Raw genomic sequence first — 23173 nt, 5'->3', positions numbered from 1 at the left:
TCATACATTAAAACTTGTTATAGATTGTCGAGGTACCGACACGGGACGCGAACGGGTACACCCCGAACGCGAACTGACGGACAGCATGACGGTCGACGGATGCCGTCGACCGGCGAGGTAGAGGGCGTCGTCGATTCATACGGTTTGCTGTCCCGATGTCCCGGTGGGACCGCAGGGCGGTCCCGATCCCACCGGCACTGACGGACAGGAGACCGTCTCAGTCGTCGTCGGATTCGACGGTGCCGGGCGGTCCGGACGGCGAGTCGGTCTCGCTCGTTCGACTCGAGCCGATGAGGACGGTTTCGTCCTGCAGTAACACCCGGCCGTAGTTCGAGCTGAAGTTCTTGATCAGCGAGAGCATTGCCAGGAAGCAGACGAACGCGAACGGTGCCCCGGTGATGATGACCGCGTTCTGGAGCGCGCCCGTCCCGCCCTCACCGCCGATGATCATGAGGATCGCAGCGGTCATCCCGAGGACGACGCCCCAGAAGACCCGATTGATCGTCGAGGGTCTCGCTTTCCCGCCGGTCGTCATCATCGAGACGGCGAGCGTCGAGGAGTCCGCCGACGTGATGAAGAACGTCGTCACGAGGATCATGAAGGCCACCATGAACACGGTTCCCAGGGGGAACGCTTCGAAGAGGATGAACCCCGAAATTTCCGGGGTGCCGTTGGCGATCACGGAACTGAAGTCGGCCGTGCCGGTGTGGTGGTATTGTAACGCGGTGCCGCCGACGAACGTGAACCACGGGATGGTCGCGGCCGAGGTCGCGCCGATACCGGTAAAGGCGACTTCGCGGACGGTCCGACCCTTGGAGATGCGGGCGATGAACAGGCCGGCGAACGGAGACCACGAGAGCGCCCACGCCCAGTAGAAGACCGTCCAAGAGTTCATCCACCCGGTACCGCCGTCGGAGCCGGCTCCCGTGTAGAGGCTCATAGACGTGAAGTCGGCGATCATGCCGCCCATCGCCTGCGAGCCCAGCAGGAGCAAGAACAGCGTCGGCCCGAGGATGAACGTCGCGAGCATGAGCACGACGAACAGGATCATGTTGAAGTTCGACAGCCGGCGGATCCCCCTGTCGACCCCGAGCACCATCGAGATCGTAAACAGGAGCGTCATCGTGGTCACCACGAGGAGGATGCCGACGTTTCCGAGGTCGATCCCCCACTGGTAGTTGAGGCCGGCGATGAACTGGCTCCCGATGAAGCCCAGCGACGTCGCCACGCCGCCGATCGTCGCGAACACGGCGAGGATGTCGATGACTTTCGCGAACGGCCCATCGAGGTTCTCCTTCCCGATGATCGGCGTCAGCGCCGAGGACACCCGGAGCGGGACGTTCTCGTAATTGTACGCGAAGTAGCCGATCGCAAGGCCCATGATCGTGAACACGGCCAACTGGGGCAGCGCCCAGTGGAACAGCGTCTGCTGGATCGCGATCGGAATCGCTTCGCTCGTCCCGCCTTCGACGCCGAACAGCGGCGACGGGTTATCGTAGTAGAACAGCGCTTCGGTGGGGCCCCAGAAGACGACACCCGCCGCGAACCCGGCGGAGTACAGCATCGCGAAGAACGACAGAAAACTGTACTCGGGATCGGTGTCGCCCATCTTGATCTTCCCCCACGGGCCCACGATCAGGAACAACAGGAAGAGAACGATCAGGAACACGATCACCAGCAGTGCCCAGTTCAGATACGTGACCACCCACTCGTAAACGGTCCCGATCGTCTCGGTGACCAGTGTCTGGTTGATGAAGAACGCCGCGATCACGCCGACGGTCAACAATGCGCCGAACGCGAAGACGACCAGGTCGATCTCCTCGAGGAACTCGTCGACCATCCCCTTCTCGGCACCGCTCATCCGATCTCACCCCCCGGAGCCGGACGACAGCGTGCTGATTGCTCGTGACTCCACCTACCGTTCGCCATGCTGCATGATGGCATACCGCCACCATTGACAGCGTATACAATAAGTGTTTCTCACTCTGTTCATCCATCCACGGATTACGTTTATTTGACGTTTGATTAGATATCGAACAGAAACCAGAAGTATATGTGCATTCGGATCGCTATTCAACATATAGTAAAACAACTGGGCGGGAAATCCCACTATATTGTGGGAAATAGATGCATATAGGGCTGTTCGATATCTGATTACAACAGGACGAAACGAGGCGGATCGTCGATCGGTCCGGTGGCGTGCTGGCTCCGAAGCGTCGCGAGTCGTAATCGAAAATCGATGCGGCGGCTCTCAGTTCGTCAGTTCCTCGAGCGTCTGCTCTCGGGAGTCGGTGCTTTCGGCCACTTGCTCGGCGAACTCGTCGACGCGGTCTTTGATCTCCTCGCGGTTGTCCGACGGCGAGAAACCGTCGGACATCGTCAGTAGACGGACGAACGCGCGGAGTTCCTCGTCGGTGAGCTGAGCGAACTCTTCGTTCTCGAGCTTTTCGACGACCTCGTCGACGTCGATCTGGCCGACTGGCTCGACGTTGAACTCGACGTTGACCATCCGGTAGTTCGAGCCGGCGAGGCGCTGTTCGGCCTTGCCGACGCCCTCCGAAAGCATGTCCTTGAACGGCGTGTGATACCCCATCGTTCCCAGATGGAGGAATGCCAGCATGTCGGTGATCCCCTGCGTGTAGGCGTCGCGATCCTCGTCGTTGGGGTCGAAGACGGTCTCCCGGTCGCGTTCCTCCATGTACTCGAAGAGAATGCTGAAATCGAGAATCGCGTTCCGGACGCGTCGTCGGATCCGGTTTCGCTTCTGTTTCTTCGAGTGATCCGTGTAATCCGTCTTGCGGCCGAGCAGAAAGTCGCGATCGGAGGGGGTGAGGATTCCACGCGGGCGATCCGAGTCCGCCGCCATTCGCAGCGACTCCGGCACGTCGTCCTGGCTCATACGGGGTACACGGGGAGCGGGCGAATTAACGTTACTGATTCCCCGAACGTGGATTTAGACGAACAATCCATCACTTATCGTAATATGATTCCGGGCCGAACGCTGCCGACGGCAATCACGGCCGTCGCCGAGAGAGTTCGATCGCCGTCTCGGCGAGCAGTCCCACCCCGATCTCGAGGCTCGATTCGTCGATGTCGAACGTCGGCGTGTGGTGACTCGTCGGGTGGTCGGTGCCGACGAGCACGTACGAGGCGAGGCCGCCGTTGTCCTGGACGCGTTGCATGAGGTAGGTCACGTCCTCGCTGACGCCGAACTCCTCGGTCGGGATCACTCGGTCGACGCCCTCGACCTCCCAGGCGACGTTGCCCACGAGATCGCGGAGCGCGGGGTGGCTGTCGACGCGGGGCGACTCGCTGATCACTCGCGGCGCGACGTCGCAGTCGTGCATCTCCGCGGCGGCGTACAGCACCCGCTCGAGTTCCGTGCGCATGTACTCCATCAGCGCGGTGGTCTCGCCGCGGACCTCGGCCTCGATCGCGACCTCCTCGGCGATGACGTTGCTCGCGGTGCCCCCCTCGATGTGGCCGACGTTGATCCGGGTCATCCCGTCGCTGTGCCGGGGAATTGCGTACGCGTTCTGGACTGCGGTCGCCGCCGCCTGCATGGCGTTTGCCCCCTCGTTGGGAGCCTTGCCCGCGTGGGCGCTCGCCCCCTCGAAAGTCGCGGTCAGGTGGGCCATCGCCAGCGGTTTCTCGATGCCGGCGACGATCTCGCCCGTCGGATGGTCCAGGCCAACGTGGAGCGCGAGGAGGTAGTCGATGTCGTCGAGGTAGCCGGTCTCGGCCATCGCCTTCCCGCCGCCGGAGATCTCCTCGGCGGGCTGGAAGAAGATCTTCAGCGTCCCCTCGAACTCGCTTTCCTTGACCGCCTCGAGGGTCCCCAGCGCGATCGCGAGATGGGCATCGTGCCCGCAGGCGTGCATGTAGCCGTCGTGTTCGGAGCGGAATCCCTCGGTGGCTGGCCGGTGATCGCTCTCGGAGGACTCCCGCATCGAGATCGCGTCGAGATCGACGCGCAACCCGATACACGGCCCCGAACCCTGCTCGAGCACCGCCACGACCCCGGTGTGACCGTCGGCAGTGCGCTCGAGGATGTCCGATCGGACCCCCGCTTCCCGAGCACGTTCGAGCCACGGCTCGAGCTCCGATGCCGGCGGGACTGCCATGCGCTCGTCGACCGCCAGCGCCTCCCGGCCGACGGCGATCTCGTCGACGCCGATCCCCTCGAGTTCCTCGACGACGCGCGCGGTCGTCCGAAACTCACGCCAGCCGGGTTCGGGGTGGCGGTGAAACGCCCGCCGGAGATCGCTTAACCTGTTTCGCACGTCGTAAGGCATTCTTGCCGCTTCTACGCGCGGGAGATACTTAATCGTAGTCAATAATCGTGTACCGATTACGCACGATCGATGGAGGGATTCGGGAGACCGTTCACGAACGATAGCGGGAGTCACGGATCGATCTCGGTTCGATCCGAAGTCACCGGCCGCCGGACGGAGGCCCGGCGCACCAGACCGAAACCGCGTGGAGGGCCGAAGGGTGAGCCCGAGGAGCGTGCGGTACCGCTCCCGTCGGCGTATCATCTAGTTACCGGGGATAAATCCGGGCCTGAATTCGGTGGCCGCCACGCGCCACCCGGCGTCCGCGACCCAGTGACGGCGTCCGATTCGCGGCTCGAAATCGGACGCCGTCACTCGAGGCCCGGTCGGCGTCCGTCAAATTCGATAGGGGATTTATGCGACATCGCGTCGAGAGCCGCCATACACATGTCGACGCTTCCGACGTGGATCGAAGACCGGATCGAATCGGAGCCAACCAGCGCGCTCACTCAGCGCCGCGTCGCCGAGGCGATGCTAGCAGCGGATCGCCCGTTCTTTCTCGGCGTCCCAACTCGGTGCGCGGATCGGCCCGGACGCCACCGAAAAGCAGGTCCGAAATCGCCTCGAGGAACTCCGTGAACGCGACGTCGTCGCCGTCGAGACGTATCCGGCGTCGACGGCCCTCTACTATATCGATCATCCGGGCGGTGCCGGCGCAGGCCACTCGGTGGAAACGCGGGCACGACCACCGGCAAACCCGCTCGATCGGCTCTCGGCGAGGGACTTCCTGTTGCTTCGAGAGCCGGACGGGATCGGGACGCTCGTCCTCGCGGGGTACCAGCTCGCCCTGGTGTTGTTCACGCTCGGGATCGTGCTGGCGGCTGTCGGGATCGAGGCACCGGTCGACAGCAGCCACGGGCTCTGGGCAGCCGCGCTGAACCTCCTCTTGCTCTGTGTCGGGATTCGACTCGCCGAACGAACCGCACGACGGATCCGCTCGCGGCGCGATCGCTCCTGAGGCGGTCTGCTGTCAGTCAGTGACGGTGCAACCGCGACCCGTCTAGCGGTGGCACCGGGCCATCGTTACCACGGACCGTCTGACTCGAGCCCCCGACACCGGTCGAACGGGTGACTCCTGGAAGAGCCGGCTGATTCCGGTTTTCAATGGATAACTGTGTCGTTTTGCGGGCACGAATTCGAGTTTGGTGCCCGTCAAATCCGGGCAGGGGTTTACTGTTTCGCCAACCAATGGATGGACGAACGATGACGACCCTCCCGACGTGGATCGACGACCGAATCGATCCCGCGTTCGATAAGAAACTCACGCAACGACACGTCGTCGAGGTGATGCTCGAGTCCGACCGGCCGTTCTTTTCGATCCAACAGCTCCGGTCCCGCGTCAGCCCGACGGTCAGCAAGGAAACCGTGCGGAACCGACTCAACGAACTCCGCGAGATCGACGTCGTCGCCGCCGAAACGTATCCGGAAACGATCACCCTGTACTACATCAACCACCCCGAATCGAACTGGCCGCTCTCGCCGGCGGGCCAGCAGGCACTCGCCGTCGACTCGCCACTCGAGACACTGTCGCTGACGGACTTCCTCCGACTCCGGAATCCAGCCGGGATCAGAACGCTGGTGTTGGCAGGCTTCCAGCTCAGTCTGTTGTTGTTCTGTGTCGGCGTCGGCATGGCCGTGCTGACGATCGAGGCACCCGTCGAAGCGAGCCACGGACTGTGGGTGGCCGCTGGCAACCTCTTCGTCGTCTGTCTGGTCCTCCTCGGTGCCGAGCGCCTCGCTCGCAAAGTCCGCGACGACGGCCTCACCCGTGCCGTTCCGACGGCCGATCGTTCCGGGCAGCAGTAACGCACCCGTCTCAGACACCACTCACCAACGCAATCCATGTCAACGAATCCATCACCGACCGAATCGTCGCCGACCGAGCCCGGACCGTCGCTCCTCACGGAGCGGTCGCTCCTCGGGATCTTCGTCCATTTCATCGCAATGTTGCCGTTCGTCGGACTGATCGCCACCGTCGTCATTTACGTGGCATCGAACCACGAGTTCACGCGAGCCAACGCTCGGAACGCGCTCGACTGGCACCTGTTCGTCAGCGGATCGTTCCTCGCGACGTTCGTCCTCCTGTTCGGACTGGACGCGCTGTTCGAGTACGTTCGGCCGCCGGAGATAGTCGAAACCGTCGTCTTCCTTCCCGTCTTCGCACTGGCGTTCATCGCGATCCTACTCGGGTTCCTCAGCGTCTTCCTTTGGATCATCGCGATGGCGAAAGCCATCTTCGGCGAGGCGTGGCGCTACCCGTTCGCCCCGAAACTCGTCTAATAGGGCCGGCAGTGCTTGGCCCGGGACGGCTCAGCCCAGATACGCGGTTGCGTCCAGTTCGACGCGAACGTCGTCGGGGAGCCGTGAGACTTCGACGCAGACGCGTGCCGGCGGTTCCGCGCCGAATCGTGCGCCGTAGGCCTCGTTGACTCGCTCGTAGTCCTCGAGGTCGGTCAGGTAGACGGTGACTTTGACGACGTCCGCGAGTCCGTCACCGCCGGCGTCCGCGACGACGGCAGCGATGTTGTCGAGCACCTGGTCCGTCTGGGCTTCGATGTCGCCGTCGACGGGCTCGCCCGTGTCGGGATCGACCGGGCCGTAGCCGGAGACGTAGAGCGTGTCGCCGGCGCGAACCCCCTGCGAGTAGGGGTTGTCGTTGCTCGGTGCGTCGTCGGTTTCGATGGCGTGAGTCTCGGACATAGTGGTCCGGTTCAGGCGGCCCGATTCGCTTCGGCGGTCACTTCTTCGATCGCTTCGACGACGACGTCGAGTGCCGTTTCGGCCAGCTCGTGGGTGAGCACGAGCGGCGGCAGGAATCGAAGCACGTTGCCGTGGCGACCGGCCGTCCAGATCAGGACGCCGCGTTCGAAGCAGTACTGCTGGATCGCGTCGACGAGATCGCCGTCGGGCTTGCCGTCGCTATCGACGAACTCCGCGCCGATGAACAGGCCTTTGCCGCGGATGTCGGCGAGGTGTTCGTTGCCCGCGCCGGCCTCGCGGAGCCGACCCTGAATGTATTCGCCGAGGTCGCGGGCGTGTGCGAGCAGGTCGTGGTCCTGGATGTACTCGATGGCGCGAGTGCCGGCGCGCATGCCGACGACGTGGCCGCGGTAGGTACCGGCGTGGTCGCCCGACCCCCACGTGTCCAGATCCTCGTGGTACATCGTCGCCGAGAGCGGGAAGCCGACGCCGCCAAGCGCTTTCGCGGAGGTCATCGCGTCGGGGGTGACACCGTCCCAATCGCTGGCCCACCACTGGCCGGTGCGGCCCAGCCCACTCTGTATCTCGTCGAAAACGAGGGTGACGTCGTTGTCGTCGGCGATGTCGCGCAGTCCCTGGAGGAAGCCCTCCGGCGGCGTGACGATCCCGCCCTCGCCCTGGATCGGTTCGACGATGATCCCCGCGGGGTTCGCGAGGCCACCGTAGGGGTCCTCGACGATCGCCTGAACCTCCTCGAGCGCGTGATCGACGGCCGCTTCGGGCGTCTTGTCCTGTCGGAACGGGTGCGGATAGGGCGCGTGGACGACGTCGGAGAGCAACGGCGTGTAGTGGCCTTTGAACTTCTTGTTCGACGTGACGCTCATCGCGCCGGTCGTCGCGCCGTGGTAGGCACCGCGGAAGGCGATGAGGCCGTCGCCGCCGGTGTTGTACTTGGCGAGTTTGATCGACGCTTCGACGGCGTCGCTGCCGGTCGGGCCGCCGAAGACGACCTTGTTCTGGCCCTGGAGCCCGTCGGGTGCGATCTCGTCGAGTTTTTCGATCAGCTCGAGGCGCGCCTCGGTCGGGAAGTCGACCGTGTGGACGAACTTGTCCGCCTGCTCGTGGACCGCCTCGAGCACGTAGGGGTTCGAGTGTCCGACGTTGAGCACGCCGATCCCCGCGAAGAGGTCGATGTAGGTGTTGCCGTCGGCGTCCCGGACCGTCGCACCTTTTCCCTCCTCGAAGGCGATCGGGATGTCTTCGGGATAGGCGACTGCGCTGCTGTCGATCTCGCGTTGTTTCTCGAGCAAGGCCCGCGTGTTCGGACCGGGAACGGAATCGACGGTCGGTGCGTCCTCGAAGTGGAGTTCGTCTATCGGCGGTCCTGCCGTCATACGTATGGCCAGGTGGAACGATTATAAATAACTTGTCCACAATATCTATGCAGGTAGTATACAGTTATTGAATATCGATGTCGTGGCGAGCGGACCCCGTCGCTTCCTCGAGACGGCGAGCGGAAGCGAAGGGCGGCCATCGATCACGTTACGGCGGTCGTTTCGGACGATGTTTCGTCTTCGCCCCAACATTCGGATAATTGTAGCCGTGAATTATCCACGCCCGTCACTATTTTATCAGGAAAAACGGATCCAACGAGACAATCCGGGGGTTTATCATCGTCACCTTCACAACTCCGAATCAATGAATCCTCGTCATCGTGTGCGCAGTCCCCCCGGGAGGTCGGTATCGAACGCGACCGGCGGCCGGAGTCGGCGGCCGAGACCGCGTGGCGCGGGTGTGAGTCCGATCAGTGACGCCCGCGACGAGACGGATTCGGATTTCGATGTCGACGGAAACGGCACCGCCGGGGGTGGCCCCATATGAGCGCCGACGAGGAACTCGCGAAAGACCTCGGCCTGCTGTCGGCGATCGCGATCGGTATCGGGACGATGATCGGGGCGGGTATTTTCGTGCTTCCGGGAACCGCCGTCGCTCGAGCAGGGCCGCTCGCGGCGCTCACCTTCGTTATCGGCGGCGTCACTGCCCTGTTTACGGCACTGTCGGCCTCGGAACTCGGAACGGCGATGCCCAAATCCGGCGGGGCGTACTTCTACATCAATCGCGCGCTCGGTCCGCTGTTCGGGTCGATCAGCGGCTGGGCGAACTGGCTCGGACTCGCCTTCGCGTCCGCGTTCTACATGTACGGCTTCGGCGAGTACGTCAACCAGCTCGTGGGCGCGCCGGCGCTGGCACTGGGGCCAGTGACGATTTCGGCGGCCCAGACGATCGGACTCATCGGGGCGGCGCTGTTCATCGCGATCAACTACATGGGTGCCAAGGAGACCGGCGGGCTCCAGATCGGGATCGTGCTCACGCTGCTGGCTATCCTCGGGATGTTCACGATCGTCGGCCTCTTGAACGCCGACCTCGAGTCGTTGCGACCGCTCGCGCCGGCGGGAACGACCGGCGAAGTACTCCCGGTGACTGCGATCGTCTTCGTCTCCTATCTCGGCTTCGTCCAGATTACCTCCGTCGCCGAGGAGATCAAAAATCCGGGTCGGAACCTCCCGCTCGCGGTCATCGGATCGGTCGTCATCGTCACGATCGTCTACGCCCTGTTCCTCCTCGTGTTGCTGGCGGCGGTTCCCAACGACCTCGTCGCGAACAACGACACGGCCGTCGTCGAGGCCGCCGAGTTGCTGTTCGGACAGTACAGCATCTTCGGCTTCAGTCTGGGCGTGCTCGGCTGGGGATTACTGCTGCTCGGCGGATTGCTGGCGACGGCCTCGAGCGCGAACGCGTCGATCCTCTCGTCCTCGCGGATCAACTTCGCGATGGGCCGGGAGAAGATCATCTCGCCGTCGGTCAACGAGATCCACCCTCGCTTCGGGACCCCGTACAAATCCATCCTGATCACCGGCTCACTCATCATCGCCTTCCTCCTGTTTGGCAACCTCGAGATCCTCTCGACCGCTGGCTCGGTCCTTCACCTGATCGTCTACGGCCTGTTGAACATCGCACTGATCGTCATGCGGGAGGCCGAACCGGCCGAGTACGATCCCGACTTCGAGGTGCCGCTGTATCCGGTCGTCCCGATCGTCGGGACGATCTCGTCGTTCGCGCTGATCGCGTACATCGACCCGTCCGTTATCTTCCTTTCGGCGGGACTGGTCGTCTTCGCGACCGTCTGGTACCTGCTCTATGCCCGCCAGCGCGTCGAGAGCGCCGGCGTCTTCGCCGGCTGGATCCTCGATCGATCCGAGGCGATGCCCGACGCCGCCGTGACCGCGGCCGACTCGGTTCGCCCCGACGCCGCCAGGACACTCGATGCGAGCGCCGACGGCGGTGACTTCCGCGTGATGGTCCCGCTGTCGAACCCCCGTACCGAGAAGGAACTCATCACGCTCGCCGGTGCGATCGCGACCCAACGCGGCGGCACCGTTCACGCGGTCCACATCGTGCAGGTCCCCGACCAGACGCCCCTCCAACGCGCCGAGCAGGCCGAACGGATCGACGCCGAGTCCGAGAAGTTGCTCGAGCAAGCTCGAACCGACGCCGAGACGTTCGGCGCTCCCCTCGAGACGCACACGGTGCTCTCACACCGCTCCTTCGAGGAGGTGTTCGACGCCGCGCGGACCTTCGACGCCGATCAGGTCGTCATGGGCTGGGGGCCCGCCGCCCACGGTCGCGCCGAGTCCCGGATCGACGAACTGACTCACGACCTCCCCTGTGACTTCCTGGTGTTGAAAGAGCGGGGCTTCGACCCGTCGCGCATCCTGTTGCCGACTGCCGGCGGCCCGGACTCGGTGCTCGGCGCGGAGGTCGTCCGACTGCTCCGCGACGAGTTCGACTCCCGGATCACGCTCTTGCATGCCCTCTCCGGGGACGAATCCCACGAGGAGGGCGAGCAGTTCCTCGAGGAGTGGGCCGCCGAGAACGGGCTGGCCGATGCGGAACTGCTCGTCGACGATCGCGACGTCGAGACCGCGATCGAGGATGCGGCCACGGACGCGACGCTCGTCGTCATCGGCGCGACCGAAGAGGGGCTGCTCTCGCGGCTCGTCCGGGGGTCGCTGGTGCTGGACGTCCTCGACGACATCGAGTGTTCGGTGCTGCTCGCCGAGACGGCCCGAAAGCGGACCCTGCGGGAGCGGCTCCTGGGTCTCAAAGAGGAATAACCCAGCCGTCCGGCCTGGGTACGGTGGTCCGTGCCCTCCCGGTATCGGTCGCTGCCGGCGACGGAGGCCGTCGATCTCGAGGCCGGTCGCTCACTGGCCGAGCGTTGACTCGAGCGTCAGCGCTCGATCGGCGAGGGCGTCCGGATCGGCGGCGAGGAGTTTCACGAGCGCTTCTTTGCCGACCTCGCCGCGATCGATGACGGCGACCGGTGGCTCCTCGCGGTCCGCGAAGGCCTGCCGGGCCCCCCAGCCCATCGTACTACCCTCCGTGTCCCTGATTTCACTCGGCTGAGCGCCCCGGTCGTACTCGGCGACGGGCCAGTCGCGTTCCTCGAGGGCGACTTCCACGTCCGCGTCGAAGCGACAGTTGAGCGCGAACCGGAGGTCGGGGGCGAACTCACGGGCCGCGAGGAGGAAGCGGGCGACGTGACTCGAGGCACCGAACCGAACGCCGCGGTTGGGCTTGATTCCCGAGAGCGTGCGCGTGATCCGGCCTTCGACGGCCGCGGTCTCGGCGACGGATTCGGCGTAGGGCGTCGCGCCGACGACGTTCATCCCGACCTCGGGAACCAGCGACGAGACGTCGGCGTCGACGAACCGGTCGACGAGTGCGTGCACGTCCTCGGCGGTGGGCTCTCGAGCGGCCTGGTTTCGCAGCGGTGCCATGTGGTTGACCGCACCGTCGCCCTCGCCGACGTCGTAGGAGTACCGCACCGCGCGGGCGAGGAAGTCCGTCGCACCCTCGACGGCGGACTCGAGGGAGTCCCCGCTCGCGAGTCGCGCCGCGATCGCGGCGGCGAGCGCACAGCCCGAGCCGTGGGTCGCGTCGGTGTCGACGCGGGGGTGTTCGAACGCCCGGACACTGTCGTCGGTGACGAGGACGTCCCGAACCCGTTCCCCGGGGACGTGGCCCCCCTTGACGAGGACCGCGTCGACGCCGGTCTCGAGGATCGCCTCGCCGGCTTCGCGGGCGCTCTCCCCGTCGGTCACGGCGACGTCGGTCAGGACCGCGGCTTCGTCGGCGTTGGGCGTCGCCAGCGTCGCCTCGCCGAGTAGGTCCTCGTAGGCGCGTTCGGCGTCGGCCTCGAGGAGCCGATCGCCCGACGTCGCGACCATGACGGGATCGACGACCAGCGGGAAGTCGAACGCTCGAGCGCGGTCCGCGACGGTCTCGATCACAGTAGTCGTCGCGAGCATGCCGGTCTTGGCCGCCCCGACCGCGAAATCGTCGGTGACGGCCTCGAGTTGCGCCTCGATCTCCTCGATCGGCAGGACGTGCGAGGACTCGACGCCGCGCGTGTTCTGGGCGGTGACAGCGGTGACCGCCGAGGTTCCGAAAACGCCGTGGGCGGCCATCGTGGCGAGATCGGCCTGGATTCCCGCACCGCCGCCGGAGTCGCTACCCGCGATCGTCAGCGCGACCGGCCTGCTATCGGGTGCTGGTATTCTCATGTGGGACTGTATTCTCGGGTTATACTAAGCGGTGATGGTCAGCAACGGTGAGAATCGATCGGTTATCGGCGACAGTGGCCGGAGAGATCACCGTAAGTGACGGAAAACGAAAGGAGAATCGAGCGCGCAATTCACAAAATACATCACTTCTTCCGTCCCAATTATGGGAAGATGCCCTCCAGACGCGACGTTCTTTTCGGAATCGGAGCGGTCGGTACCGCGGCGGTCGCGGGCTGTCTCGGCGGACCGTCCGCCGACCCAGGGTCTCTCGAGTCCTACACGTGGACGACAAGCGGAGCCGATCGCCGCAACTCACGAGCGATCCCCGACGGTACCGCACCGCGAGACGAGCCGACTGTCGACTGGCGCGTCGAGTTCGGGTCACCCGTTGCTACCGACGAACCGATTGTGACCGACGATACCGTTCTAGTCGCGGTCGGAACTGACGTCGTGGCGTTCGACAGGGAAACGGCGGACCGACGGTGGTCTATCGACCCCGAGAACGATGCTTACATGTACAGAAGCTCGCCAACGGTGTTCGATGGCACGGCGTACGTCCCCGAAGTGACCTCCCTGACCGCCAGAGACCTCGAGACCGGCGAGATCGACTGGTCACACGAGTTCGACACGACGATCGGGCAAGGATCTCTGTTGGTTTCGGACGGCGGAGAGAACGGCCGCGTTTTCGCGGCCGGCGGCAACTATGTGCACGCGCTTGATGCCGAGACTGGCGATCACCTGTGGGAACAGGAGTTGTTCGGAACCGCGCGGTACTCGCTCGCGAAGTATACGGATTACCTGTACGTCGCGACGAGCGGCGGCGAATTGTACGCCATCACTCGATGGGGAGCCGTCGAGTGGCGGCGAACCGTCGAAGCGGGGATCACGAGTGCGCCGATAGCCCTCTCCTCGAGCGACGGTGACGCCGGACCGGGCGTGGCGGTCGCGGGCGGAGACGGCTCGATCACCTACTTCGGCATGGGCGGAGCACGAGAGTGGCAGACCGAGCTCGGCGGGTTCGGAGACGACGGATTGGCGATTGCCCACCGAACGCTGCTCGCCCGGTCGGGATCAACGCTGCACGCCCTCGATCCGAACGACGGAAGCGGCCGCTGGCGCGTCGATCTCGGTCGTGGCTCCAACAACCCGCCGATCGTCGTCGGTGATACGGTATACCTCGGCGGCGACAAGCTCCGAGCGATCGATATCGACGGCGGGATCGGCATTCGATCGCTTCGCGTCGGCGAACAACGATTCGAACACGACGAGGACGACGCGGTCTCCTTCGTTACTGCAGCTGACGGGAAGCTGTTCGCGACGACGAATGTCGAACGGTTCGGAGATGAGTCCGCAGAACTGGTCGTCCTCTCGTGACGACGCGCGTGGACATCCGTCGCGGTTCGTCAGTCGTCCGCCGTGACATTACGTCTGCCACCAAACGACTGGACTCCAGACGGACTCGAGTCCGGTGAAGTCGATCCGGGGCGTTACGATTCCCCGTCGTTGGTCTCCGCCGCGGCTAATGCGGCATATGCCTCCCACGACGGATCGACGCGCGGATGCTCGAGGCGGTCCCCGTCGACCAGCACGTCGCTCCCCTCGTCTCCAGGGGTCTCGACGCGACCGATTTCGGCAACCGGCGTGTTCCGGTCCTCGAGCGCACCACGCACGTCGTCGACACCGTCGGGGTCGACCGCGATCACGAGCGAGCCACAACTGGTCGCCGCCCAGGGGTCGAACTCGAGCGCATCGCAGACCTCGCGGACGCCGGGACGCATGGGGACGGCGTCGCGGTCGATTGCGAATCGGACCCCCGCACCGTCGGCCATCTCGTTGAGCGCGCCGGCGAGCCCGCCTTCGGTCACGTCGTGCATCGCCCGCACCGGCCCCGCAGCGGCCGCCGTGAGGGCGTCGCGGACCGCGAAGACCTCCTCGAGGCGGTCCTGGGCGGCCGCGATCACGTCGTCGGACAACTCGAAGCGGTCGCCATAGAGGGTGCTCAGGAGGCCGACGGATTCGACGGCGGGGCCGTTCGTCAGGAGGAGCCGATCGCCCGGCCGGGCACCGTCGGGGCGAACGATCTCGTCGTGGTCGCCGACGCCCATCGCGGTGGCGGCACCGACCCACGGATGCGAGGGATCGGCGTAGCGGGCGGTGTGGCCCGTCACGACGGCGACCCCCAGATCGGCACACTCCGCGTGGATCGTCTCCCAGACGGTCGCGAACTCCTCGTCGGTCATCCCCTCGGGAAGCGTGAAACAGATCGAGAGATGCGAGGGGGCGACGCCGCTGACGGCCACGTCCGCGAGCACGAGATCGAGGGCGAACCGTGCGGCTCGCTCGAGGCCCAGCGCCGGCAGGATCGACAGCGGATCGGTGGCGGTAACCAGTGCCTGGCCGCCGACATCGATGACGCCGAAGTCGACGCCGTGGGTCGGGCCGACGGCGACGTCGTCGCGGTCGGCACCCAGGTTCGGTGCGATGTGACGGTCGAAAAACGCCCGATCGATTTTTCCGAGGTCGCTCACGGGTACTCGATCCCGTCCGGTCACCTTATCCGTGCTGATTCGTCGATTGGATCGCGATCAACGGCGTCCACCGCCGATGCGATCGTTCCCGGACGGACGACTGCAACGACAGGTGTCGTCTCGCCACAGTCGATCGGCTCGAGAGCGGGACACTGTCGATCGATCGGTTCCCACCCAACAATGTAGGGAAAGCGATTAAACAGGAATAATTACAACAGAAGTTTTCAGTCATGAGTTCTGATTCGGACCGAACAGAGATCGCCGGGGGGACGGAAAAAAGAGGGGCCATATGCACGGAATAATTCTGAAGACGCTGCAGGCGTTCATCGTGGATACCTACGGCGAGGACGCCTGGCTCGCGATTCAAGCCCAGGCGGACATCGAGGAGAAAGTCTACGTTCCCGTCACCGTCTATCCGGACCGCGACGTCTACGAGATCGCGCGGACGGCCGGCGAGCTCACGGATCAGAGCCCGCGGACGATTCTGACCCAGTACGGCACGTGGGTCGTCCCCGCACTGCTCGAGACCTACGATCTCCACATCGACGACGAGTGGGAGGGGTTAGAGCTCATCGCGAACATCCAGCAGTTCCACACGTCCCTGCGGACGCGGGATATGACGACGTTGACGACGCCGCGAATTCGGTCGGAGCGAATCGACGACGATCGGGTCCGGATCACCTACGACTCCGATCGAAAGCTCTGTGACGTCGCTCGCGGTGCGATTCAGGGCGTCGCCGAGCGGTTCGACGAGGAACTGATCGCGGAGGAGCGAACGTGTATGCACGAGGGCGACGACGCGTGCCAGTTCGATATTCGACGAGCCGCGACTCCCGGAGCCACGCACGCGGCGAAGTCGGAATCGGACGCGAGCGCCGCCGATGAGACGGGAGCCGCGTTCGAATTCGACGCTCAATCGGCGACCGATGCTCCCAGTGGGGAAACGAATGACTGAGTCCGCAAGCGCCGCCGAGCGGTCGTCGCTCCCGTCCGCGATCCAGTCGGGGAGTCCGGTCGGGTTCGGCTTCGTGATCGCGGTCGTCGGTCTGGTCGTCGTGGCCACAGCAGCCGCCGCTCTCGGGGAGCTAACCCCGACGGTTCTGGGAGTCGGTGCCGGCGGCGTCGTCGCGGCCACCGGGGTCGCGGCGTCGATCGCTGCAGTCTCGGACGTTCGCGCTGCACCGCGCCAGCGCGAGGAACTCCGCGAGGGGATCGCCGACGTGGCCGAGCGGACGGCCCGTCTCGAGGACGGAGCGTACGATGTCTCCTTCGCGACCGACCGTGAGGACGCGCTCGGCCGACTCGGGGGGTCACTCGCGGGGATCCGGGACCAGCTCACGGCGGGCGAGCAAACGGATCGGTCGCTGGACGAACTCGAGAGCACCGTCTCGGCACACGCCGAGACGACGCGGGCGGTCGCAGCGGGCGATCTCACGCGTCGATTCGACCAGCAGGGGACCCACGATGCGATCGACGAACTGGCCAGCAACTCCAACGCGATGCTGGCGGAGTTCGAGGACACCTTCGGGACGCTGAAGTCGTTCTCCGGCGAGGTCGTCACCTACAGTCGCGAACTCAAAACGAGCATGGAGACGGTCCAGGCGGAAGGCGAGCGCACGAGCGAGGCGCTCACCGAGGTCGTCAGGGACAACAGGGAGCAAAACGACCAACTTCGGAGCGTCGCGACCGAGATGGAGTCGTTCTCGACGACGATCGAGGAGATCGCCGCGACGGCCTCGGAAGTCGCGGACACCGCGGATCAGACCGCCAGAGCCGGACAGGACGGGAGCAGTGCCGCCAGCGATGCGATCGAAGGAATGGACGTGATCGACAGGGAGAGCGAACGAACGCTCGAGGAGATCGAGGCGCTCGAGGCCGAGGCCGAACGGATCGACGAACTCGTCGATTCAATCAGCGACATCGCCGAGCAGACGAACATGCTGGCGCTCAACGCCAACATCGAGGCGACCCGATCGGACGAGGGCGGCGGCCAAGGCTTTGGCGCGGTCGCCGACGAGATCCAGAACCTCTCCGAGGAGGTCTACGACTCGGTCCAGGCCGTCGAGGAGCGCCTCGAAGGGCTCAAGCAGCGGGCGATGTCGGCGGCCGACGAGGTCCGGACGAGCCGCGACCGAATCACGGATAGCGTCGCCGACGTCGAGGAGGCGGCGAACGCGCTCGAGCGGATCGCGACCCTCGCCGAGCGGACGAACGACGGCGTCCAGGAGATCTCCGCGGCGACCGAAGAGCAGGCCTCGGCGACCGAGGAGGTCGTCGTCCTGGTCGAATCCGCCGCCGAAACGAGCGACAAGACGGCCGAGACCTCCGCGAGAGCGGCCCGCCGAGCCTCGGCACAGGCCGATGCGCTCTCCCACGTCGCCCGCAGCGCCACCGTGCTCACCGAGCAGGCCAGCGAGTTGAACGCCCAGCTCGAGCGTTACGTCACGGAGAGCGGGTACGATCTCCCCGAAGCGCGGACGGCCGACGACGTGGATCCGGAGGCAGTGTCGACCACCGATTCGGTGCCGGAGACGATCGGAGACGGCGCCAGCGGGTCCCGATAGCGGCGTCGTCCGGTCGCTCGAAACCGGGTGGCCGCTCTCGGAGCGAACGAGCAGTTTTAGGACCGTGTCGTTCGTGGCCCCCTGCATGCAGGGAACTGGTGTCCCGGTCGTCACGCCGTTCGATTCGTCCGGCCGCGTCGATCACGCGCGGCTTCGAAGCCTCGTCGACTGGCTCGAGGAAGCAGGCGTCGATTTCCTGGTTCCCTGCGGGTCGTCGGGCGAGGCACCGCTGTTGACGGCCGACGAACGGGTCGCGATCGTCGAAACCGTCGCGGAGGCTACCTCGCTGTCGGTGCTCGCGGGAACCGGATGGGAGGGGTACGAGCCGACGCTCGAGACCACCGAGCGCGCCGCAGCGGCGGGTGCAGAGGCGGCACTGGTCGTAACTCCCTCCTACTACGCCTCCGAGGACGCGGCGCTTGCTGCCTACTATCGATCCCTCGCCGACGAGTCACCGATTCCGATCTACCTGTACAGCGTCCCGAAGTTCACCGATCACGCCCTCTCGCCGCGGACCGTCGCGTCCCTCGCCACCCACGAGAACGTCGCGGGGATCAAAGACTCGAGCGGGAGCCTCGAATCGATCCAGCGACTCGTCCGTCTCACCGCCGACGAGTCCTTCGCGGTGCTCGTCGGCAGCGGAAGCATCTACGCCGCCGGCCTCGATGCGGGTGCCGATGGCGGTGTATTGGCGCTGGCGAACGTCGTCCCCGGACGGGCGAGCGAAATCTATCGTCGTCACGAGGGCGGTCGATCCGAGCGGGCACGATCACGGAACGCCGACCTCGTCGAACTCAACCACGCCGTCACGACCCAATACGGCGTGCCGGGGCTCAAAGCCGCCCTCTCGTTACGGGACCGGCCGGCGGGCTCGCTTCGGCGACCGCTCGAGCCCCTCGCGGAGACGGCCCGCGAGGAACTCGATTCGGTACTCGCGGACGCCCTCGAAGCGACGGACTCGACGAACCCGGATTCGTCGACGTAACCAAAACCACACTTCTGACGCCAGGGAACGAAATCGGTTGCGGTTACTGCCAAGAGTCAAGATGGCGGCACTCATAGCGGGGATAGATGGCGTACACGGTCCGATCGGGGGCGGAATCCGACCTCGAGTTCTCCGTCGGCGAACTCACCGGCGCGCTAGGTGATTCGGTTACGGTATTGCCGCTGGTGGTGGCACTCGGTGCGACGACGAGCGTCTCGCTTCCCCACGTCCTGCTTGGCTTTGGCGTCTTCCAGATCGTCTGGGGGCTCCACTACGGCATGCCCCTCTCCGTCGAGCCGATGAAGGCACTGATCGGCCTCGCGATCGTCGGAGCACTTTCCTACGCCGAACTCGCCGCCGCCGGGATACTCGCCGGCGGCGTTTTGCTCGCCGTCGGCCACCTCGGGCTCGTCGGTCGCCTCCAGCGGGTGGTCGGCGAACCCGTCATTCGCGGCGTCCAACTCGCCGTAGCGCTGCTCCTGCTCGAGGCGGCCGTCGATCTCTCGCTTGGAAACCCCGCCGTGGCGGCGGGCGGGCTGGTCGTCGTCGGGCTCCTGGCGCTGGTCGGCTACCGCCAGGCGAGCGTCCTGGTCGTGCTCGGAGTCGGCGGGATCGCTGCCGTCGTGACGGCCGGGGTCCCCTCGCCGGCGGTCCCCCAGCTCACCCTCTTTCCCGCCGGTGTGCCGTCGGTTACCGCGGCCGCACTCGAGGGGACCGTCGCCCAACTCGGAATGACCGTCGGGAACGCGGCGATCGCGACCGCGTTGCTCTGTGGCGATCTCTACGACCGAGATATCTCCGCGGATGAACTCTCGAGGAGTATGGGGGTTACCTGTCTCGCGGCGGTTCCCCTCGGCGGCGTGCCGATGTGTCACGGCAGCGGCGGCCTCGCCGGCAAGTACGCCTTCGGCGCGCGAACCGGCGGCGCGAACGTCCTGCTCGGGGTGGGCTATCTCGCGCTCGCGTTGGTCGCCGCCGGAGCCGTCCTCGCCGCCTTCCCGATGGCGATCCTCGGCGTCTTGCTCGTCGTCGTCGCACTCGAACTCGGGCGCGCGGCGTTCGCGCCCGTCAGCGACGGTCGCTCCCTCGCGCTCGTCGCGGGCGTCGGGATCGTCGGCCTCGTGGGCAACGTCGGCGTCGCGTTCGTCCTCGGCACCGTCGCGTTCTGGTTGCTCTCACGGCGGCCGTGAGGCAGGCTCGAGCCGGACGACCTTTGATGCCGTGGCTCCAACGGCCACCGATGAGCGCGAGCTGGGAATCCCTGTTCGACCGGGCGGCGGCGTACGACGGCGATCTCGAGCGAATCCATACCGAACTCGAGGCGATCCGAGAGGGCGACGATGACTGAGGACGAGCGACCGAATCCCGCTCGCGTCGTCGCGGACGCCGATGTCCTCGCGGCGGATCTCCTCGTCGGCGGCGAGGCACGCGAGGCGCTCGATCACGTGCGCGAGCATTCCTGGATCGACCTGATCGCCAGCGACCCGCTGCTCGAGGAGACCGAGCGACTCGTCGCGGCTCTCGCCGATCCAGCGCTCGCCGCCGCCCACCGCGAGCGACTCGCGGCCGAGCGCGTCGCGGTCGACCAGCCCGAGGGCGACCATCCGGCGCTGGCCTCTGCCTACCAGGGCGAGGCGGCCCACCTGCTCTCCTACGACGAACGGCTTCGATCGACGAAAGCCGGATTGACGCTTCAGCCCCGCGTCGCCGTCAGTATCCGTCCGCCCGACGCGTTCGCCCGGCTGTTCGATCCCGCGAGCCTGTACGAGGTCGTCGAGGGCGGCGAGTATCCGGGACCGGATCGGGATCCGCGAGCCTGACCGATCGAGATCGCCCCGCAAGCGCACCTGACGGGGCTCGATTTGCAGTTCCTGGACACTCGCCGACAGTCTTATTTGGCGGGAACACTGATCCGGTACGGGTTATGAACGATCTCCGCACCGGGTTGAGTTACGGCGACGTACTCCTCGTCCCGAAACGCTCGCCGGTCGATAGCCGCAGTACCGTTGACCTCTCGACGATGTTCACACCGAGCATCGAGTTGGAGCGGCCGCTCGTCTCCGCCGCGATGGACACCGTCACGGAGGCCGAGCTGGCGATCGAACTCGCACGCGCCGGGGGCGTCGGTATCCTCCATCGGTTCCTCACGCCGGCGGAACAGGCCACACAGGTCGAACGGGTCGCCGCCGCCGGCGAACAGGTCGGCGCTGCCGTCGGGATCAACGAGGATTACGTCGCTCGTAGCGACGCCCTGGTCACGGCGGGCGTCGACGCGCTCGTGGTCGACGTCGCCCACGGCCACCTCGAGCGGACGCTCGAGGCCGTCGAGATCCTGCGGGAGGAGTTTCCGGAGACCGATCTCGTCGCCGGCAACGTCGCGACGCCGGCGGGCGTCGAGGATCTGGCCGCGGCCGGAGCCGACTGCGTGAAGGTCGGTATCGGTCCCGGCTCCCACTGTACGACCCGGAAGGTCGCCGGTGCCGGCGTCCCACAGCTGACCGCCGTCGACGACTGTGCGACCGCGGCCGAGGAGCTGGACGTGACGATCTGTGCCGACGGCGGGATTCGAACGTCGGGCGATGCGGTGAAGGCGCTGATGGCAGGCGCCGACACCGTAATGCTGGGAAGCCTCTTTGCCGGGACCGAGGAAGCCCCGGGTGCGGTGGTCGAGGTCGACGGGACGCGGTACAAGCGCTCGCGGGGAATGGCGACCACGACGGCCGCCGAAAAACGCGACGACAAGGACGCCGACGTCCGCGCCGACGAAGGCGTCGAGGCGCTGACGCCGTACAAGGGACCGGTCGCCAACGTCGTCGACGAGTTCTGTGCCGGTATCCAGTCGGGGCTCTCCTACTGTGGCGGCCACACGATAGCCGACGCCCGCGAACGGGCCGAGTTCATCCGCGTTGCACCGAGTGCGAAAGAACGCGAGGGATACCACGCCGATCAGGACTGGGAGGGCGTCAGCGTGGATAGCACAGCGAAGATAGACACCGAATCGGGGGTCGGAGACGACGACACCGCAAACTCCGCCGCCGAGAGCGACGACTGAGGTCGGCCGATCGACCACCAGCAGGCCGTCTCAGCGGTCGGCGTACCACTCCGCGAACGCCGCCAGCGCGCGACCCCGATGCGAGATCGCGTTCTTCTCCTCGGTGCTCATCTCGGCCATCGTCTGCCCGTTGTACTCGAAGATCGGGTCGTAGCCGAACCCGCCGTCGCCGCGGGGGGCGACGAGCGTTCCGGCGACGCTTCCATCGAACGTCTCGGTGCCGTTCTCGTCCGCGTACGCGAGAACGGTTCGAAAGCGGGCACGACGGTTCTCCTCCGCCTCGGCGAGCCGCCAGAGCCGTTCGACGCCGACGGTGTCCTCGACGTACGCCGAGTACGGCCCCGGGAACCCGCCCAGCGCGTCGACGAACAGTCCCGCATCGTCGACGAGCACCGGATCGTCGCTCCCCAATTCCTCGAAGGCCTCGCGGGCTCCGTACGCCGCGATCTCCGCGAGCGAGTCGCTCTGTACCTCGGTGTAATCGTACTCGATCTGTTCGACGGGATCGATCCCCTCGAGGTACGCCCGCGCCTCGCGGACCTTCCCTTCGTTGCCGGTGACGAACCGAACGGTCATGTCGGAGGGAGCGTCCGCGACCGGAAAATAGGCGTCGATTACCCGCGTTCCGGCGGCGGTTTCCCCGGTTCGGCGGCCCGATCGTCGGACGCTACAACTCGAGGGCGTTCATGACGGTCGCCTCCGCCTTCCGGAGGTGTTCGGCGGCCGTCCCCGGTGCACAGTCGAGTTCTGCGGCCACGTCGTCGACGCTCGCCGAACGGGGAACCTCGAAGTAGCCCACCTCGCGGGCGATCCGAACTGCCTCGCGCTGGCGTTCGGTCAGCGCTCCGACCGCGGCGTCGCTCCCGTCGTACTCGCCGATCCGGTCGACGGTCGTCTCGATCCCCTCGGGAACCTCCTCGAGTGCCTGCCGGAGATCCGCCGGTTCGCCGACGACCGAGAACCGAGTCGTCCAGTCCGACCGATATTCGATCGGCGGGAGCGTCACGAGACTCCCCTGCGTGAACGATCCGAGCAGTCGCTCGTCGATTCCCTCGGGCGTGTCGCGAACGTAGACGGTAAACGACCGGTCACCGGTCCGCGTGAGTTCGTACTCGCGGACCCGGTCGGCGTCCGCGAGTGCGGCCTCGTAGACGTCCGGATCGCCGACGACGTGGAAGATGAAGGCATGATCGTCGCCCCCGGCGAAGTTTCCGTGGACCATCCGGTAGGAATCGAACGCGTCGCTGTCGGCGACGAACCGGTGCATCGGGTGGATCGTCTCCGCGTCGTACCGGAGCGTGAGCCGAACCGTCTTCACGACCGGATACTCCGGTCGGCGTATATAAATAGCCTCGCTCGTGACGCAGAACCGACACGCCGACC

General features: G+C 65.8%; 20 protein-coding genes. 11 read left to right on the top strand and 9 right to left on the bottom strand.

Features of this window, described 5'->3' with window-relative positions; genetic code table 11:
* Nucleotides 1-217: 217 nt before the first annotated feature.
* The 3 genes from CP557_RS12230 to CP557_RS12220 form a co-directional block, all read right to left on the bottom strand.
* Nucleotides 218-1861: a BCCT family transporter gene (locus tag CP557_RS12230; protein ID WP_097380165.1), complete on the bottom strand. Its 1644-nt coding sequence runs from the start codon at nucleotides 1859-1861 to the stop codon at nucleotides 218-220.
* A gap of 390 nt (nucleotides 1862-2251) precedes the next feature.
* Nucleotides 2252-2899, bottom strand: coding sequence for a hypothetical protein (locus CP557_RS12225; protein WP_097380164.1), 648 nt, complete (start codon nucleotides 2897-2899; stop codon nucleotides 2252-2254).
* A gap of 115 nt (nucleotides 2900-3014) precedes the next feature.
* Nucleotides 3015-4295, bottom strand: a complete 1281-nt coding sequence (locus tag CP557_RS12220; RefSeq protein WP_097380163.1) for an amidohydrolase — start codon at nucleotides 4293-4295, stop codon at nucleotides 3015-3017.
* Between the two features lie 706 nt (nucleotides 4296-5001).
* Here CP557_RS12220 and CP557_RS23055 point away from each other — a divergent pair.
* The 3 genes from CP557_RS23055 to CP557_RS12205 all read left to right on the top strand — a co-directional run bounded on the left by CP557_RS23055 (nucleotide 5002) and on the right by CP557_RS12205 (nucleotide 6614).
* On the top strand, nucleotides 5002-5292 hold the full coding sequence (locus CP557_RS23055; protein WP_245852992.1) for a hypothetical protein: 291 nt from the start codon (nucleotides 5002-5004) through the stop codon (nucleotides 5290-5292).
* 245 nt (nucleotides 5293-5537) lie between these two features.
* Nucleotides 5538-6140, top strand: a complete 603-nt coding sequence (locus tag CP557_RS12210; protein WP_097380162.1) for a helix-turn-helix domain-containing protein — start codon at nucleotides 5538-5540, stop codon at nucleotides 6138-6140.
* A 36-nt stretch (nucleotides 6141-6176) separates the two neighbouring features.
* Entirely contained in the window at nucleotides 6177-6614 is a 438-nt protein-coding gene (locus tag CP557_RS12205; protein ID WP_097380161.1) for a DUF4870 domain-containing protein, read from the top strand.
* A 30-nt stretch (nucleotides 6615-6644) separates the two neighbouring features.
* Here CP557_RS12205 and CP557_RS12200 read toward each other — a convergent pair whose 3' ends face one another.
* Nucleotides 6645-7034, bottom strand: a complete 390-nt coding sequence (locus CP557_RS12200; RefSeq protein ID WP_097380160.1) for a Rid family detoxifying hydrolase — start codon at nucleotides 7032-7034, stop codon at nucleotides 6645-6647.
* 11 nt (nucleotides 7035-7045) lie between these two features.
* Nucleotides 7046-8428, bottom strand: a complete 1383-nt coding sequence (locus CP557_RS12195) for an aspartate aminotransferase family protein (protein WP_097380159.1) — start codon at nucleotides 8426-8428, stop codon at nucleotides 7046-7048.
* A gap of 483 nt (nucleotides 8429-8911) precedes the next feature.
* On the opposite strand from CP557_RS12195, the gene CP557_RS12190 reads away from it, so the two are divergent.
* A complete protein-coding gene (locus CP557_RS12190; protein ID WP_097380158.1) occupies nucleotides 8912-11209 on the top strand; it encodes an amino acid permease in 2298 nt (765 codons plus the stop codon).
* Nucleotides 11210-11299: 90 nt separating this feature from the next.
* Here CP557_RS12190 and thiD read toward each other — a convergent pair whose 3' ends face one another.
* On the bottom strand, nucleotides 11300-12661 hold the full coding sequence (thiD, locus tag CP557_RS12185) for a bifunctional hydroxymethylpyrimidine kinase/phosphomethylpyrimidine kinase (protein WP_097380157.1): 1362 nt from the start codon (nucleotides 12659-12661) through the stop codon (nucleotides 11300-11302).
* A 171-nt stretch (nucleotides 12662-12832) separates the two neighbouring features.
* Between thiD and CP557_RS12180 the strand changes: the two genes are divergently transcribed.
* Complete coding sequence (locus CP557_RS12180) at nucleotides 12833-14035, top strand: outer membrane protein assembly factor BamB family protein (protein ID WP_097380156.1); 1203 nt, start codon at nucleotides 12833-12835, stop codon at nucleotides 14033-14035.
* A gap of 113 nt (nucleotides 14036-14148) precedes the next feature.
* Here CP557_RS12180 and CP557_RS12175 read toward each other — a convergent pair whose 3' ends face one another.
* Nucleotides 14149-15189, bottom strand: a complete 1041-nt coding sequence (locus CP557_RS12175) for an AIR synthase family protein (RefSeq protein ID WP_097380155.1) — start codon at nucleotides 15187-15189, stop codon at nucleotides 14149-14151.
* A 289-nt stretch (nucleotides 15190-15478) separates the two neighbouring features.
* On the opposite strand from CP557_RS12175, the gene CP557_RS12170 reads away from it, so the two are divergent.
* The 6 genes from CP557_RS12170 to CP557_RS12145 all read left to right on the top strand — a co-directional run bounded on the left by CP557_RS12170 (nucleotide 15479) and on the right by CP557_RS12145 (nucleotide 21790).
* Nucleotides 15479-16144, top strand: a complete 666-nt coding sequence (locus CP557_RS12170; protein ID WP_097380154.1) for a heme NO-binding domain-containing protein — start codon at nucleotides 15479-15481, stop codon at nucleotides 16142-16144.
* On the top strand, nucleotides 16137-17753 hold the full coding sequence (locus tag CP557_RS12165; protein WP_097380153.1) for a methyl-accepting chemotaxis protein: 1617 nt from the start codon (nucleotides 16137-16139) through the stop codon (nucleotides 17751-17753). Before CP557_RS12170 ends, CP557_RS12165 begins: the two co-directional genes overlap by 8 nt.
* A gap of 85 nt (nucleotides 17754-17838) precedes the next feature.
* The gene (locus tag CP557_RS12160; protein ID WP_097380152.1) at nucleotides 17839-18738 is read left to right on the top strand and encodes a dihydrodipicolinate synthase family protein; all 900 of its coding nucleotides are present in this window, start codon (nucleotides 17839-17841) and stop codon (nucleotides 18736-18738) included.
* Nucleotides 18739-18824: 86 nt separating this feature from the next.
* On the top strand, nucleotides 18825-19928 hold the full coding sequence (locus CP557_RS12155; protein WP_097380151.1) for a putative sulfate/molybdate transporter: 1104 nt from the start codon (nucleotides 18825-18827) through the stop codon (nucleotides 19926-19928).
* Nucleotides 19929-20078: 150 nt separating this feature from the next.
* Nucleotides 20079-20558: a DUF7384 family protein gene (locus CP557_RS12150; RefSeq protein WP_097380150.1), complete on the top strand. Its 480-nt coding sequence runs from the start codon at nucleotides 20079-20081 to the stop codon at nucleotides 20556-20558.
* A 104-nt stretch (nucleotides 20559-20662) separates the two neighbouring features.
* Nucleotides 20663-21790: a guanosine monophosphate reductase gene (locus CP557_RS12145; protein WP_097380149.1), complete on the top strand. Its 1128-nt coding sequence runs from the start codon at nucleotides 20663-20665 to the stop codon at nucleotides 21788-21790.
* Nucleotides 21791-21820: 30 nt separating this feature from the next.
* Here CP557_RS12145 and CP557_RS12140 read toward each other — a convergent pair whose 3' ends face one another.
* Together CP557_RS12140 and CP557_RS12135 are read right to left on the bottom strand one after the other, a co-directional pair.
* Nucleotides 21821-22366, bottom strand: a complete 546-nt coding sequence (locus CP557_RS12140; protein ID WP_097380148.1) for an XTP/dITP diphosphatase — start codon at nucleotides 22364-22366, stop codon at nucleotides 21821-21823.
* A gap of 91 nt (nucleotides 22367-22457) precedes the next feature.
* Nucleotides 22458-23108: a helix-turn-helix domain-containing protein gene (locus tag CP557_RS12135; RefSeq protein ID WP_097380147.1), complete on the bottom strand. Its 651-nt coding sequence runs from the start codon at nucleotides 23106-23108 to the stop codon at nucleotides 22458-22460.
* Nucleotides 23109-23173 lie beyond the last annotated feature (65 nt).

Source organism: Natrinema ejinorense, from assembly GCF_002494345.1.
GTDB lineage: Archaea > Halobacteriota > Halobacteria > Halobacteriales > Natrialbaceae > Natrinema > Natrinema longum.
Note: the sequence above shows the minus strand (reverse complement) of the source record. Positions and strands in the feature narration are given on the sequence as shown.

Excerpts from the sequence above, each read along its gene's own strand:
- CP557_RS12170 (WP_097380154.1), top strand. The coding sequence starts at position 15,479 with ATGCACGGAATAATTCTGAAGACGCTGCAGGCGTTCATCGTGGATACC.
- CP557_RS12225 (WP_097380164.1), bottom strand. The coding sequence starts at position 2,899 with ATGAGCCAGGACGACGTGCCGGAGTCGCTGCGAATGGCGGCGGACTCG.
- CP557_RS12160 (WP_097380152.1), top strand. The coding sequence starts at position 17,839 with ATGCAGGGAACTGGTGTCCCGGTCGTCACGCCGTTCGATTCGTCCGGC.
- CP557_RS12205 (WP_097380161.1), top strand. The coding sequence starts at position 6,177 with ATGTCAACGAATCCATCACCGACCGAATCGTCGCCGACCGAGCCCGGA.
- CP557_RS12195 (WP_097380159.1), bottom strand. The coding sequence starts at position 8,428 with ATGACGGCAGGACCGCCGATAGACGAACTCCACTTCGAGGACGCACCG.
- CP557_RS12155 (WP_097380151.1), top strand. The coding sequence starts at position 18,825 with ATGGCGTACACGGTCCGATCGGGGGCGGAATCCGACCTCGAGTTCTCC.
- CP557_RS12230 (WP_097380165.1), bottom strand. The coding sequence starts at position 1,861 with ATGAGCGGTGCCGAGAAGGGGATGGTCGACGAGTTCCTCGAGGAGATC.
- CP557_RS12145 (WP_097380149.1), top strand. The coding sequence starts at position 20,663 with ATGAACGATCTCCGCACCGGGTTGAGTTACGGCGACGTACTCCTCGTC.
- CP557_RS12220 (WP_097380163.1), bottom strand. The coding sequence starts at position 4,295 with ATGCCTTACGACGTGCGAAACAGGTTAAGCGATCTCCGGCGGGCGTTT.
- CP557_RS12210 (WP_097380162.1), top strand. The coding sequence starts at position 5,538 with ATGACGACCCTCCCGACGTGGATCGACGACCGAATCGATCCCGCGTTC.
- CP557_RS12140 (WP_097380148.1), bottom strand. The coding sequence starts at position 22,366 with ATGACCGTTCGGTTCGTCACCGGCAACGAAGGGAAGGTCCGCGAGGCG.
- CP557_RS12165 (WP_097380153.1), top strand. The coding sequence starts at position 16,137 with ATGACTGAGTCCGCAAGCGCCGCCGAGCGGTCGTCGCTCCCGTCCGCG.
- CP557_RS12200 (WP_097380160.1), bottom strand. The coding sequence starts at position 7,034 with ATGTCCGAGACTCACGCCATCGAAACCGACGACGCACCGAGCAACGAC.
- CP557_RS12190 (WP_097380158.1), top strand. The coding sequence starts at position 8,912 with ATGAGCGCCGACGAGGAACTCGCGAAAGACCTCGGCCTGCTGTCGGCG.
- thiD (WP_097380157.1), bottom strand. The coding sequence starts at position 12,661 with ATGAGAATACCAGCACCCGATAGCAGGCCGGTCGCGCTGACGATCGCG.
- CP557_RS12180 (WP_097380156.1), top strand. The coding sequence starts at position 12,833 with ATGCCCTCCAGACGCGACGTTCTTTTCGGAATCGGAGCGGTCGGTACC.
- CP557_RS12150 (WP_097380150.1), top strand. The coding sequence starts at position 20,079 with ATGACTGAGGACGAGCGACCGAATCCCGCTCGCGTCGTCGCGGACGCC.